At 67.0% G+C, this 13,519-nt stretch carries 12 protein-coding genes; 10 read left to right on the top strand and 2 right to left on the bottom strand.

The window, feature by feature from the left end; genetic code table 11:
- Positions 1 to 7: 7 nt before the first annotated feature.
- Together OG912_RS01215 and OG912_RS01210 are read right to left on the bottom strand one after the other, a co-directional pair.
- Positions 8 to 271, bottom strand: a complete 264-nt coding sequence (locus OG912_RS01215) for a hypothetical protein (RefSeq protein WP_327707739.1) — start codon at positions 269 to 271, stop codon at positions 8 to 10.
- Positions 272 to 490: 219 nt separating this feature from the next.
- Positions 491 to 1,705, bottom strand: coding sequence for a helix-turn-helix domain-containing protein (locus tag OG912_RS01210; RefSeq protein ID WP_326740175.1), 1,215 nt, complete (start codon positions 1,703 to 1,705; stop codon positions 491 to 493).
- A gap of 584 nt (positions 1,706 to 2,289) precedes the next feature.
- Here OG912_RS01210 and OG912_RS01205 point away from each other — a divergent pair.
- From OG912_RS01205 to OG912_RS01160, 10 genes are all read left to right on the top strand, one after another.
- A complete protein-coding gene (locus OG912_RS01205) occupies positions 2,290 to 2,931 on the top strand; it encodes a hypothetical protein (protein WP_327707738.1) in 642 nt (213 codons plus the stop codon).
- Positions 2,932 to 3,293: 362 nt separating this feature from the next.
- Positions 3,294 to 3,929, top strand: a complete 636-nt coding sequence (locus OG912_RS01200; protein WP_326740177.1) for a hypothetical protein — start codon at positions 3,294 to 3,296, stop codon at positions 3,927 to 3,929.
- A gap of 109 nt (positions 3,930 to 4,038) precedes the next feature.
- Positions 4,039 to 5,586, top strand: coding sequence for a DUF6801 domain-containing protein (locus tag OG912_RS01195; protein WP_327707737.1), 1,548 nt, complete (start codon positions 4,039 to 4,041; stop codon positions 5,584 to 5,586).
- A gap of 75 nt (positions 5,587 to 5,661) precedes the next feature.
- Positions 5,662 to 6,615 carry a hypothetical protein gene (locus OG912_RS01190; protein WP_327707736.1) on the top strand — a complete coding sequence of 318 codons (954 nt, stop codon included), beginning with the start codon at positions 5,662 to 5,664 and terminating at the stop codon, positions 6,613 to 6,615.
- 869 nt (positions 6,616 to 7,484) lie between these two features.
- A complete protein-coding gene (locus OG912_RS01185) occupies positions 7,485 to 8,480 on the top strand; it encodes an ABC transporter ATP-binding protein (protein ID WP_326740180.1) in 996 nt (331 codons plus the stop codon).
- Positions 8,477 to 9,343 carry an MlaE family ABC transporter permease gene (locus tag OG912_RS01180; RefSeq protein ID WP_327707735.1) on the top strand — a complete coding sequence of 289 codons (867 nt, stop codon included), beginning with the start codon at positions 8,477 to 8,479 and terminating at the stop codon, positions 9,341 to 9,343. The genes OG912_RS01185 and OG912_RS01180 overlap by 4 nt, the downstream gene beginning before the upstream one ends.
- Positions 9,344 to 9,346: 3 nt before the next feature.
- Positions 9,347 to 10,150, top strand: coding sequence for an MlaE family ABC transporter permease (locus OG912_RS01175; protein ID WP_326740182.1), 804 nt, complete (start codon positions 9,347 to 9,349; stop codon positions 10,148 to 10,150).
- Positions 10,150 to 11,475: an MCE family protein gene (locus OG912_RS01170; RefSeq protein WP_327707734.1), complete on the top strand. Its 1,326-nt coding sequence runs from the start codon at positions 10,150 to 10,152 to the stop codon at positions 11,473 to 11,475. Before OG912_RS01175 ends, OG912_RS01170 begins: the two co-directional genes overlap by 1 nt.
- Positions 11,472 to 12,503: an MCE family protein gene (locus OG912_RS01165; protein ID WP_327707733.1), complete on the top strand. Its 1,032-nt coding sequence runs from the start codon at positions 11,472 to 11,474 to the stop codon at positions 12,501 to 12,503. The genes OG912_RS01170 and OG912_RS01165 overlap by 4 nt, the downstream gene beginning before the upstream one ends.
- Positions 12,500 to 13,519 (top strand): MCE family protein, encoded by a 1,020-nt coding sequence (locus OG912_RS01160; protein WP_327707732.1) that lies wholly within the window; start codon positions 12,500 to 12,502, stop codon positions 13,517 to 13,519. The genes OG912_RS01165 and OG912_RS01160 overlap by 4 nt, the downstream gene beginning before the upstream one ends.

Genomic DNA, 13,519 nt, shown 5'->3' with positions numbered 1-13,519 from the left:
GGGGGAGTCACCAGGAACTGCCGGGGTGCACCGCCAGCTGGGGATGGTGGGCGGCGAGCACCTTGTTGGCGCGGGCCAGCTCGGAGAGGGCCTGCTCCCGGTCGGCCTGGTCCTCGATGTCGAGCCGCGGACCGCGGAAGCTGCGGACCTCGCGCGCGGCGCATTCCGCGTCGAACTCCGCCTCCAGGATGTGCGCCGGGATGCAGGAGCCGATCAGTGCCGCGATGCGGTCCGGGATCGGTACGGGGACGAGCAGGTGCGAGGCGGTCATGGGGGGTTCCCTCTCGAATGGTGGCCAGGAGGTCGGGCGTCGCGGCCGCCGGGTGGGCGGCCGACTCCTCCATATGTACGGGACGCAGTTCCAGGTTTCTCGTTGAGAACGTCTCCGTGTGGCAACCGTTTGGGAGTGACCGGGTATTTCCCTTTACTCGTAAGTAAGTTGACGCGCAGTGAAGGCCGTGATCCGGCCGGAAGCCGTTCTGTGGGCGGACTACGGGGAGGTCTCCTCGTTGCGGGCCTGCAACTGGAGAGCCCGCAGAACCGCCTCGGTGGAGAACCTGCTCTCGGGATCGATGAGTTGCTCACCGAAGATGGATTCGAGGTTGCGCATGCGGTAGCGGACGGTCTGCGGGTGTACATCCAGCAGCTCGCCCATGTGGGCAGCGGTGCCACGGGTGTCGAGCCAGATGCGCAGGGTCTCGATCAGCCGCTCCCGTCGGGTGGTGCTGATACCGGCGATGGGTGCGAGCTCCCGCTGCGCGAGCTGGTCCAGGAGGGCCGGATCGGAGAGCAGCCACAGGGTGATGAGGTGGTCCCCGCAGTGGATGAACGGCGCGTCGTCGATGACGCCCGCGTCGACGAGTTCGAGGGTCCTCCTGGCCCAGCGGATCGAGTCCGAGGCCAGAGCGGTGGGGACGGTCAGCCCGATCGCCGCACGGGTGCCCAGAAGTGCCTGGTCCAGCATGGTTCTTCGTGCGTCGTCGAGCGGCCCCGGGATGAGTAGATGCGGCTGGGGGTCGCTGAGATCGACCAGGATGTCGTGGTCGGCACCGGCCCGGTCGAGCCGTGCGGGAGCGCGGGCTGCGACCAGGGTGACCTCCTCGGGCAGCGCCCACCCGGTCTGCTCGCACAGCTCGGCAATGGCGGAACTGGGTACGGGGCGCCCGGCCAGGATCAGGTGGAGCAGCCGCCGGCGCATGGCCTCGCTCTGTTCGCCGGTCTGGGACTGCACCTCCAGGAAGCCCTCGCGGGAGAGTGATTCGAGCTCGTCGATATAGGCGAAGAGCGCATCGGCGAAACTGAGCATCAGGGTTGGCGAGAAGTGGTAGCTGCGGCCGACCTTCTTGGCCCGTCGTAACGCGACGCGGGCGCCGAGCCTGTAGGCCCCCTGAAGCGTTTCCATGGTGCGGCCCTCGTATGCCTCGAATCGTCCGAATCGACGGCACATGTCGTCGCGCAGCGATGTCGATGTGGAGGGTTCGGCGACCAGGTCCACGAATGCGGAGAGGCTCTGTTCCACGCCGACCCGAATGGCCTGGCCGTTGGGCCCGCTGAGCAGGCGCGCATATTCCGGATAGGCCCGGGTGACCTCGACGCCGATCTCCTTGATGAGGCTGGGCAGTTCGGGACGCATAATCGCGGCGAACTCCTGGGGAAGCGGTCCCAGCGGATCCCCCGTGTCCATGGGTGAAATGACTTTCGGCATGACTTTTCCCCTTGCTCTCCGGCGCCCGGTGGGGGTGAGGCGGTGGGGGGAAAGCGCTCCCACGAACCGACAGGTGCGTACCAAGTCAGCGATGAAGATAGACCAAGTCAACGGCCGTGCCCACAGCTTGTACAAGATCGAAGTGCAGGGGCCACACATCGTGGCCCCGACGTGGTGCTCCGGTGCAGGTAGGGCGAGAGTACTCACTTCCGGACAATATTTTCGGCCGCGTGTTTTCCGGCTGGCGAGGAGGTGAGCACCGGACATCGGGCGGCTGCGCCGGCGACGGGTGCGACGACCGCATGGAGAACCTTGGCGGGCATCCGACGGGTGCGCTGTGGAGGCGTAGCAGTGACGCTTCCTTCCCGGGACCGGGAGACGGTCGGTGAAGCGGATGCGTGGTGCGGGACGCGTGTCCCGCTACTCATGAACTGACAAGGCTTACGGAGTGCTGCGTGGTCGGAGTTGACGATACGCACACTCTGAAGATGTATGTGGCAAAGGCGTTGAGGAATCCCACTCGCTTCTTCTAGTGTTCCGGCCCTGCACGGATCAGGCGGACGGGAAAGGGTTGATGGATCGCTATGCGCACATTCATCAGAAGAATGTTCCTGCTGGGCGGGGCGGCTGCCGTTGCTTTGAACATCGCGGTGACACCGGCGATGGCCGCTCCCACGTCGTGGACGGTAGGACCGACGACGCCCGCCGCCTTCGGGGCGAACTCGACCGACACGGTCTTCAAGCTCGGGTACATCCCGATGACGTGTCCGGTCCTTCCGGTCAGGGGCAGCTTGTTCAGTGCCACGGGGTCACCCGGTTACGTCGGCAAGGTCACGTCCATGGTCTTCGGGAGTTCCGGCAGCCCCTGCACGACGGCGCTGGGCACCGTCACGCCTCTGGCTGATGTGAGCCCTCCATGGAAGATCATGGCCACCGAATATCACGCCGGAACGGGCGTGACCAGCGGGTACGTCACCGGGGTCGAGATGAGGTTCACCGTTCTCACCTGCTCGGGCAGGATCGCGGGCGAGCTGGCGATGACCTACACCTCGTCGACCGGCGTGATGGCGCTGACGGGCGCCCCGGACCACCAGTTGCTGTTCGCCGACACCACGCCGGCGTGCAAGGGGCTCTGGGCTGACGGGGAGGTCGCGACCCTCACCGCGAACCTCGGTGTGGTCACGCCCGCGGGAGGTGTTGTGCACCCGGCCATCACCGGAAGCTGAGCCCCCTCCACGGAGGGCGTGCGCGGGACGCGATGCAGACGCCGCTGCCCGTCGCGGTGTCCGGTAGACGCGGGCGGCACCACGGGGCCGCTGCCGGTATTGCGCACCAAGTGACAAGTGAGCCACGGGAATTAGTAAGCCCGGGACGAGAAAAGAACTCGGCGTGAGCAATTTCGGTGAGCAGGATTGTGCTCCAAGTTTCCCGCTAGTAACGTCCGGGCCTGTCACAGAGCGTATGTGGCTGAAGAAGTAGCACGGCCCACGCAACACGGTTCATAGCCGCACGTCCGCCGCTTGCGCGGTACCTGGCGTGTGTGTCCCCGCAACAGTGCACCCGCATTGTCGAATCGGAGGAACTAACTGTGCGCAACTCCCTCAGAAAGATCGCGGTCGCTACCGGCGCAGCCGCCGCCGCTGTCGCCCTCGCAGCCCCCGCCGCCACCGCAGGCGTTGCGGCCGGGCAGTGGACTGTCGGCCCCGCCTCGCCGGAGTCGTTCTCGGCCACCGCGGGAACCGTCACCCTGACCCTCAACAGCATCCCGATGACGTGTACGTCGTCCGCGGCGGGGGGCAACCTGGCGTCCGCCCCCGGCACCACGAACGTGCAGGTCGGCACCATCGCTCCGCTGACCTGGAGCGGGTGCACCAGCCCGTTCGGTCCCGTGACACCGGCCTCCACCACCTCCCCCGCGTGGAAACTGATCGCGAACACCTACAGCGGCGGCGTCACGAGCGGGGCCATCACCGGTGTGAAGGCCTCCGTGACGGTGCTCACCTGCACCTTCACCGTGGACGGCAGTGTCGCTGCCACGTACACCAACTCCACCGGCAAGCTGGCGGTCAGCAACAACAGCACCTACAAGCTGAGGGTCGCGACCGCCAGCGCGGGCTGCGCCGGAATCGCGGCCGTGGGTGACAACCCCACGTACACCGCCAGCTACGCGGCGGTCACTCCGTCCGGCGGTACGACCAAGCCGACCATCACCTACACCCCCTGATCCGGCCTCACGCCGGTCTTGGGTGATCAGGGATCGCACGGCGGGTGGTAGCCCGCCGTGCGATTCGCCATCCGGCTCCGTCCGGCTCGTCCGAAGGGGGACACCGCAAGTGAAGCGCAGTGGTAAGTCGGGAGCGCCGCGGCGCACGGCACGGGGTGCCGCGGTGGCCGCCGCGGTGCTGCTGGGGGGGATGATCCCTGGGGCACAGGCCGCGGCGGGTGCTCAGGAGATAGATGCAAACCTGGCCTACACCTGCGACTTCCCGGCGGGCAAGTATCCCGTGAAGGTGGGTATCACGGCCAAGGTCGCGGAGTCGGTCCAGGCCGGCCGGGCGATACAGCCCGAGGATGTCGCCGTGGAAGTGGTGCTGCCCGAGGGCGCACTCACCGGGCCGGCCGCTTCCGGGCCGGCGGATTCAGGTCCGGCGGATTCCGGGTCGGCCGCTTCCGGGCCGGCCGCTTCCGGCGCGGCGACCGTGAGCGCCGAGATGCTGCTGTCCACGGACGTCTCCCAGGGCGACAAGCACGCCAAGGCCGAGTGGGCCGGGGCGACCGCGGAGTCGACACCGATCCCGGACAAGGGTGACCTGACGCTGAGGACCTCGGGGGCTGTTCCCTATGTCAGACCTGGCGCGCCCGGCGATCTCTCGCTCAAGGCGGCCCGTCTGTCCGGGGTGCTCACGACCAGGACGGCCGCCGGTGCTCCGACCGAACCGCGGACCATCCCCCTGAGCTGTGAACTGGACGCCGATCAGGATTCGACCCTGGCAACGGTGAAGGTGGTGGGTGAGGGCGGACCGTCCACACCCGCGCCGTCCGCGTCCGACGACTGGCCCGAGGACGGAGCCGGGCTGCGTGACCCAGGCGTACCGGAGGTCGGGAAGAAGGCCGCCGAGGAGCCGGCGGCGGCCGATGCACCCAAATGTGTCGGGGACGCGACGAACGAGGTCGAGATGGTCGCCTATGTGACCGGCTACGCGAACGTCACCAAACTCAAGGGCGCCAATAAGTTCCCGCTTGCCTGCTCGCGGATCTACACGTATCCCAGCGTTCCCCCCGTGATAAAGCCCCCCTATATTCACGTATACATGACAGCGGCGATGGTGCTCGACTATCAGGGGAAACCGCAACTGCCGCCCACCACAGGAACATTCCTGACCTTCGGGTTCATGCCGACGACGGCGACTCTTGAGATGACGCAGATCCCTCCCAGGACCGATACGCCGGACGCCCCCAATGTGCACGTCCACACCGTTACCGATCTCACGACCTTCACCACCAAGGCTGTCACCACCATCGACGTCAAGCTCGTCCTCAGGCTGCGCGACGTCAAGGTCAACGGCGTTCCACTGGACGTGGGGAACAACTGTCGTACGGAGCGGCCCTTCACACTCCCGCTCGAAGGCGTGGGAAACGTGGTCGGCGGGGTCCTGGACGGCTACCAACTCACCGCAGGGGGTCCGCTGACGGGGTCGGTGACGATCCCGCCCTTCCAGGGATGTGGTGTCGGTGAGGACCTGGACAGCCTCTTCACCGCGTCACTGTCCGGTGTCCCGGGATTCGTCAAGCAAATGCAGGGAGCGCCCTGCATAGCTTCGGTTTCGAACGGCTGCACATCCGACAACCAGCCGTCCGACATACCCAAAGCGGAACGCTGAGGTTCATTCCCCCGCCCGCTCGCCATTGCACCGAGCACAGCAATCACCCAGAGCCGCAACCGAATTGAGGGAACGATGAGATCTGTCTCGAAGAACTGGATCAAGGGATCCGCTGCCGTCGCGGCCTCCGCCGCACTGGTCATGCCCCTGGCCGCGACACCGGCCGGCGCCGCCACGGCCGCGGCCCAGCTCAACGGCGCCTGGGCGCCGTTCGACCGCTGCCCGGTGGACAACCCCGCCATGCTCGCGACGGACGGCGAAACCGACATCCCGCTGTGCGTGACCTCCGCCTCGCCCAACGGGTCGATCAAGCTGGGCAACACCACGGCGACGACCGGTTCCACGAACCTGCAGTTCGGGGTCATCCAGCACCCGGCGCAGGGCACGTACACGGTCGTTCCGCCACCGGCCGGATCGATCATCAGTGGCGAGACCACGATCCCCGGTGGGCTGCTCGGCATCATGTGCCCGAGCAATGTTCCTGTCGTCTCGGCCGTGTGCGGGCAGATCACCAACGCGACTTTGAACAAGGTGACCGCCACGGTGGAGTCGGCCGGCACGCCGTCGGACTTCAGCCTGGTCGCCGGGATGTCGTCCGGGCCCATCGTGAAGCTGCCGATCAGGATCCGCCTGGACAACCCGCTGCTCGGATCCAAGTGCTACCTCGGCACCAACAGCAATCCGATTCTCCTGAACCCCGGGAACCTCAGCGCGCCGAGCCTGGGCGTCACCAGGTTCGACGGTGACGGAACGGCGAACCAGGAAGAGGGGTCGATGATCAAGTTCGGCCTCACGGGCGCCGCTCAGGGTGACAGCACGTTCGCCGTGCCGAAGGCCAGTGGCTGCGGCCTGGTCGGGACGCTCAGCTGGGCGATCGACCTCAAGGTCGGCCTGCCGGCCGCGTCCGGGACGAACAACCTCGTCCTCAACAACGCCGAGACCTCCACGGCCGGCCTCGCGGCCCCCGGCATCGTGGTGCCCAATGCCGGCAAGCTGCTCGCCGAGAACTGGCACTCCGCGGTGAAGTAGTACCGGCGGGCCGAGACGGGTGTCCGTTGACTCGTTCGGCTTCTCCTTGTGACGCTGCCCGTCCCCTCCGGGAGACCGACCGGAGGGGACGGGCTTCGTCGTGCTTCGGCGTGCTGCGTCGTGCCGCAAGGTCGGCAGACGGTTCCAAAATCCGGCTCCCGCACATTCTCATATCCGTATGAGACATGTGTCGAATACGTGCTCCGGAACACCGCGAGCACGGTGGTGCCCGGCGCCGGCTATATCGACATACCTCCTTTCGTGAGTGCTGATTCGGAGGTGATCCGGGAAGGTTCGTCGCCGCATCGATCTCCGGAAACACTCACTTCTCGATAGGCGTGCGAGGGTGTCTGCTCACCCGCGTACAAAAATGGCCCCGCCGTCAATGCTTGCGCAAAAAGTTAGTGAACCGCTATTGCGGAGGCAGGTTACCGAGCCGTAGCGTCCCGGGTGGGCGGCGCGGAAATGCGTCCGCGACTGTTCGTTCGATGCATGGAGTCCAGGTCGCGCCCCTCTTGACCTGGATTCCACAACGGGAATGCCTCAGCCCCGAACCCTCTGTGCGGGGCCGGCCCTCCCGCTGTCGGGGTCTCACTGCTCCGGCTCCCACGGACCATTGGACCCCACCCCGCACGCCGGAGATCTTGCGCAGATTCCGACAAAGTCCGTGAGTGGCTTTGTCACTCGGTGACAAGTGATCCACACCGAGCACCTGGTTCGTCGATTACCGCTGTTCAACGGCTTGTCCTGGCGGTTTCGGCGGACATAACGTGCGCCTCCTGGTGCATGTGTGACGAGCCGCCATTGGATTTCTCAGAGCCGGAGCGCTGACAGATGACTTCGTTCACCGATACGTCGAGGGAGGGTCGATGGGCATCGAAGTAGTCGTTGAAGGCCTTACGAAATCCTTCGGCAAGCAGAACATCTGGCAGGACGTCAGCCTCACCCTGCCCGCCGGCGAAGTGAGCGTGATGCTCGGTCCTTCCGGCACCGGAAAGACCGTCTTCCTCAAATCCATCATCGGCCTGCTCAAACCCGAACAGGGTCGTGTCCTCGTCAACGGCGTCGACATGGTGAACGGTTCCGAGCGGGACATCATGGAAGCCCGCAAGCTTTTCGGCCTCATGTTCCAGGACGGTGCGCTTTTCGGCTCGATGTCGCTTTTCGACAACATCGCGTTCCCGCTCCGGGAGCACACCCGCAAGAAGGAATCCGAGATCCGCCGCATCGTGATGGAGCGCATCGACGTGGTCGGCCTCCTGGGCGCCGAGGACAAGCTGCCCGGCGAGATCTCGGGCGGGATGCGCAAGCGGGCCGGCCTGGCCCGCGCGCTCGTCCTGGACCCGCAGATCATCCTCTGCGACGAACCCGACTCCGGACTCGACCCGGTCCGCACCGCGTACATCTCCCAGCTGCTCGTCGACCTGAACGCCCAGATCGACGCGACGATGCTCATCGTCACCCACAACCTCGACATCGCCTCCACCGTCCCGGACAACATGGGCATGCTCTTCTGCCGCAACCTCGTCACCTTCGGGCCGCGCGAGGTGCTGCTCACCAGCGATCTGCCCGTGGTCAACCAGTTCCTGGCCGGGCGTTGCGAAGGCCCCATCGGGATGTCCGAGGAGAAGGACGCCGCCACCCTCGCCGCCGAGGAGCTCAACGGCTATGGGCAGGGCATCAGTTCGGCCAACGCCCCGCGCACCGTCGTCCCGCAGCTGGAGCCCTCGCCGGGACTGCCGGTGCGCCAGGGTGCCCTGCGCCGCCGGGAGCGGGTCATGTCGATGATGGGGCAGCTGCCGGAGGCGGCCCGTACCGCCATCCTCAACAGCTACAGCCCGGCCGCGGGCGGTGGGCGCCCATGACGGCCCCCATGCCGGTGATACCCCCGGGGCCGCCGGGGGACCGGCCCCCGACTTCGGCCCCGCTCCCGCAGAAGACACCCGAGGCCCCGCGCCCCAGCAAGGCCCTCGCCCCGCTGCGCGAGACCGGCCGGCTCTTCGCGCTGGCCGGGACCGTGTGCCGGGAGACCTTCCGACGGCCCTTCCAGGTGCGGGAGTTCATCGAGCAGTTCTGGTTCGTCGCCAGCGTCACCATCCTGCCCGCCGCCCTCGTCTCCATCCCGTTCGGCGCGGTCATCGCCCTCCAGGTCGGCTCGCTCACCCAGCAGCTCGGCGCCCAGTCGTTCACCGGCGGCGCCAGCGTCCTCGCCGTCATCCAGCAGGCCAGCCCGATCATCGTGGCGCTGCTGGTCTCCGGGGCGGCGGGTTCGGCCATCTGCGCCGACCTCGGATCGCGCAAGATCCGCGAGGAACTCGACGCGATGGAGGTCATGGGCGTCTCACCCGTGCAGCGCCTCGTCGTCCCGCGCGTGCTGGCCACCATGCTGGTCGCCGTCCTGCTGAACGGCCTCGTCTCCGTCGTCGGCACACTCGGCGGCTACTTCTTCAACGTGATCATGCAGGACGGCACCCCCGGCGCCTATCTCTCCAGCTTCTCCGCCCTGGCCCAGCTGCCGGACCTGTACGTCAGCGAGATCAAGGCCCTGATCTTCGGCTTCATCGCCGGCATCGTCGCCGCCTACCGCGGGCTGAACCCGCGCGGCGGTCCGAAGGGAGTGGGTGACGCGGTCAACCAGTCCGTCGTCATCACCTTCATGCTGCTGTTCTTCGTGAACATGGTCCTCACGGCGATCTATCTCCAGATCGTCCCCGCGAAGGGGAGCTGACCCATGTCGATGCTCAGCTGGCTCGACCGATCGGGTGACCAACTCACCTTCTACGTAAGGGCCCTGGTCTGGATTCCTCGCACGCTGCGGCGCTATCTCAAAGAGGTGCAGCGTCTGCTGGCCGAGGTGGCCTTCGGTAGCGGCGGCCTCGGTGTCGTCGGCGGCACCATCGGCGTCATGATCGCGATGACCCTGGCCACCGGCACCGTCGTCGGACTCCAGGGGTACGCCGCCCTCAACCAGATCGGCACCGCGGCCTTCACCGGCTTCATCTCCGCGTACTTCAACACCCGGGAGATCGCCCCGCTCGTCGCGGGCCTCGCTCTCTCCGCGACCGTCGGCGCCGGCTTCACCGCGCAGCTCGGCGCCATGCGGATCAACGAGGAGATCGACGGCCTGGAGTCGATGGGTGTGCGCTCCATGCCCTACCTCGTCACCACCCGCATCATCGCCGGGGTCGTCGCCATCATCCCGCTGTACGCGATCGGGCTGCTCTCCTCGTACATCGCCTCCCGCTATGTCACCGTCCTGTTCAACGGGCAGTCCGCGGGCACGTACGACCACTACTTCAATCTCTTCCTCTCCCCGCAGGACGTGCTGCTGTCGGTGCTCAAAGTGCTGATCTTCAGCGTGATGGTGATCCTCGCGCACTGCTACTACGGCTACCACGCCACCGGCGGACCCGCCGGAGTGGGCGTGGCCGTCGGCCGCTCGGTGCGTAACGCCATCGTGCTGATCAGCGTCACCGACTTCTTCCTCTCGCTCGCCATCTGGGGCGCCACGACAACCGTGAAGGTGGCCGGCTGATGACATCCCGGACCACAAGGAGCACAAGGGGCGTGAGGACCGCCGGCCGCAGAACCGCCGGGGTCGCGTTCTTCCTCGTGCCCGCCGTACTCATCTGGGTATCGGTCTCCGTGTACGAGAAGGACTTCACGCACGACGCGACCGTCACCGTACGCACGTCGAGCGTGGGCAACGAGATGCACGACAACGCCGATGTGAAGCTGCGCGGCGTCGTCATCGGCCAGGTCCGCAACATCGCGACCGACGGCGAAGGCGCCCGCCTCACGCTGGCGATCAAGCCGGACAAGCTCGACCGCATCCCGGCCGACGTCACCGCGCAGATGCTGCCCACCACGCTGTTCGGCGAACGGTTCGTGGCCCTCGTGCCGCCCCCCGTACCGTCCGCGCAGACGCTGCGGGCCGGGGCCGTCATCCCGCAGGACCGCTCCAGCAACGCCCTCGAACTCGAAGAGGTCCTCGACAACGTCCTGCCGCTGCTGACCGCGGTGAAGCCCGAGAAGCTCTCGGCCACCCTCAACGCGGTCTCCCAGGCACTTCAGGGGCGGGGCGAGAAGCTCGGCGACACCCTCGTCACCCTCGACGCCCACCTCAGGAAGTTCAACCCGCAACTCCCCACGCTCAATGAGGACATCAAGCAACTCGTCAAAGTGAGCGCGCTGTACGCGGACGCCGCCCCCGACGTCCTGGACGCCCTCACCGACTTCACCGTCACCAGCGGCACCGTCGCCGAACAGCAGGCCGAGCTCGCCGACCTGTACGGCTCCACCACCGCCTCCGCCCGGGACCTCACCGCCTTCCTGGAGAAGAACAAGGACAACCTCATCCGGCTCGCGACCTCGGGCAGGCCGACGCTGGAGACCCTGGCGAAGTACTCGTCGGAGTTCCCCTGCACGCTGCGCACCATCGCCGGGTTCGTACCGGCCATGGACAAGGCGCTCGGCAAGGGCACCGACCGGCCGGGGCTCCACGTCACGATCAAGGCCGTGCCCTCGAAGGGGAAGTACGTGGCGGGCAAGGACACCCCGGTCTACAACGCGACCGGCGGACCGCACTGCTACTCCATCCCCTATGTCGGCCAGACGGTGCCGACCGCCGACGCCCGGTCCGCCGCGGACAACAGCGGTACGGCGGACCCGGAGACGACCGCCCCCGAAGAAGTGCCGGCGGCCGACACGTCCCTCGGCATGCCCAACTCCCCGCAGGAGAGCCGGCTCGTGAACGAGCTGGTCGCTCCCTCACTGAAGGTCCAGCCGCAGGCCCTGCCCGAGTGGAGCAGCGTGCTCATCGGTCCGGCCTTCCGCGGTGTGGAGGTGAAGCTCAAGTGAAGCGCCGCTCCCTCGCGGGACCGCTCGCGAAATCGATCGTCTTCATCCTGGTGACGGTGCTCGCCACCACGGTGCTGGGTCTCTCCATCGCCAACACCGGCGTGGGCGACACCCGTTCGTACCGCGCTAGGTTCACCGACGCGACCGGACTCATCGTCGGCGACAGCGTCCGGATCGCCGGCGTCAAGGTCGGACAGGTCGAGTCCATCAAGGTCGCCGACCGGCGGCTCGCCGAGGTCCGCTTCAACGTGCAGAAGAGCCGGAAGCTGCCGGCGTCGGTGACCGCGTCGATCAAGTACCTCAACATGGTCGGCCAGCGCTACATCGACCTCGACCAGGGCGCGGGCCCCGTCGGCAAGAGCTTCACCGCAGGCGCCACCATTCCGCTCTCCCGCACCACCCCGGCCCTGGATCTCACCCAGCTCTTCAACGGCTTCCAGCCGCTCTTCGAAGGGCTCTCCCCGCCCGACGTCAACCAGCTGGCCGGCTCCATCGTCCAGGTGCTCCAGGGCGAGGGCGGCACCATCGACAGCATCCTGCAGCACGTCGGATCACTGACCGGCACAGTCGCCGCCAAGGACAAGGTGATCGGCGAGGTGATCAAGAACCTCAACACGGTGCTGAAGACCGTCAACGACCGTGAGGCCGGCTTCAACGACCTCGTCGACACCCTCCAGGAACTCGTCACCGGCTTCTCGGGCGACCGAAAGCCGCTCGGCGAGGCGGTCACCGCGATGGGCGCGCTCACCACGGTCACGGCCGATCTGTTCAATGACGGGCGGGCGCCCCTCAAGGAGGACATCAAGCAGCTCGGCCGGCTCTCCGACCGGCTCGCCGACAACTCGCCGAAGATCGAGAACTTCCTCCAGAAGACCCCGGCCAAGATGGCGGCGATCAGCCGCCTCGCCTCGTACGGCTCATGGCTCAACCTCTACCTGTGCGAGGCCAAGGTCAGCGGAGTGACGACCAGCGACGGCAGCACCCCGCCGACCGGCATCGAGATCACCCAGCCGAGGTGCCTGTCATGAGAATCAAGCCCGTACGCGACCGCAACCCCGTCGCCGTCAGCCTCGTCGGACTGCTCGTGCTCGCCCTCCTGGGATACGGGGCCTACCGCGCCGACTCCCTGCCCTTCATCGGCGACGGCACCACGTACAGCGCCGACTTCACCGAGTCCGCCGGACTCGACGAGGGCGACGAGGTGCGGATCGCCGGAGTGAAGGTCGGCAAGGTCACCGGGGTCTCCCTCGAAGGCGCCAAGGTGAAGGTCACCTTCAAGGTCAAGGACGCCTGGATCGGCAACGCCAGCACCGTCGGCATCGCCATCAAGACGCTCCTCGGCGACAAGTACCTCGCCGTGGACCCGCTCGGCGAATCACCGCAGAACCCGGACGAGCGCATCACGGCCGGCCGCACCACCTCGCCGTACGACGTCACCCAGGCCTTCAACGGGCTGGGCGAGACGATCGAGGAGATCGACACCGCGCAGCTCGCCAAGAGCTTCGAGACGATCTCCGCCACGTTCAAGGACTCCCCGCCGGATGTGAAGAGCGCCGCCAAGGGACTGTCCGCCCTCTCCAAGACCGTCTCCGAGCGCGACGCCCAGCTCGCGACCCTCCTCAAGGGCAGCAAGCAGCTCACCAAGACCCTCGCCAACAAGAAGAGCAGCTTCGAGACCCTCCTCGAAGACGGCAATCTGCTCCTCGGCGAGATCCAGGCCCGCCGCGACTCCATCCACCTCCTGCTCACCGGCACCCGCGATCTGGGCATCCAGCTCACCGGGCTCGTCGCCGACAACAACAAGCAGCTGAAGCCCACGCTCAAGGCGCTCGGCCGGGTCACCGCGGTGCTGAACAAGAACCGCAAGAGCCTCGACAAGGTGCTCGCACTCTCCGGCTCGTACAACAGGCTCGTCGGCAACACCCTCGGCAACGGCCGCTGGTTCGACAACTACGTCTGCGGCGTCGTACCGAAGAGCTACCTGCCCGCCAACACACCACCGGCGACCGGATGCATGCCTCCCAAGCAGGAAGGCGGGAGCTGA

It is taken from the genome of Streptomyces sp. NBC_00464 (genome assembly GCF_036013915.1).
In the GTDB taxonomy this organism is placed as follows: Bacteria; Actinomycetota; Actinomycetes; order Streptomycetales; family Streptomycetaceae; genus Streptomyces.
Note: the sequence above shows the minus strand (reverse complement) of the source record. Positions and strands in the feature narration are given on the sequence as shown.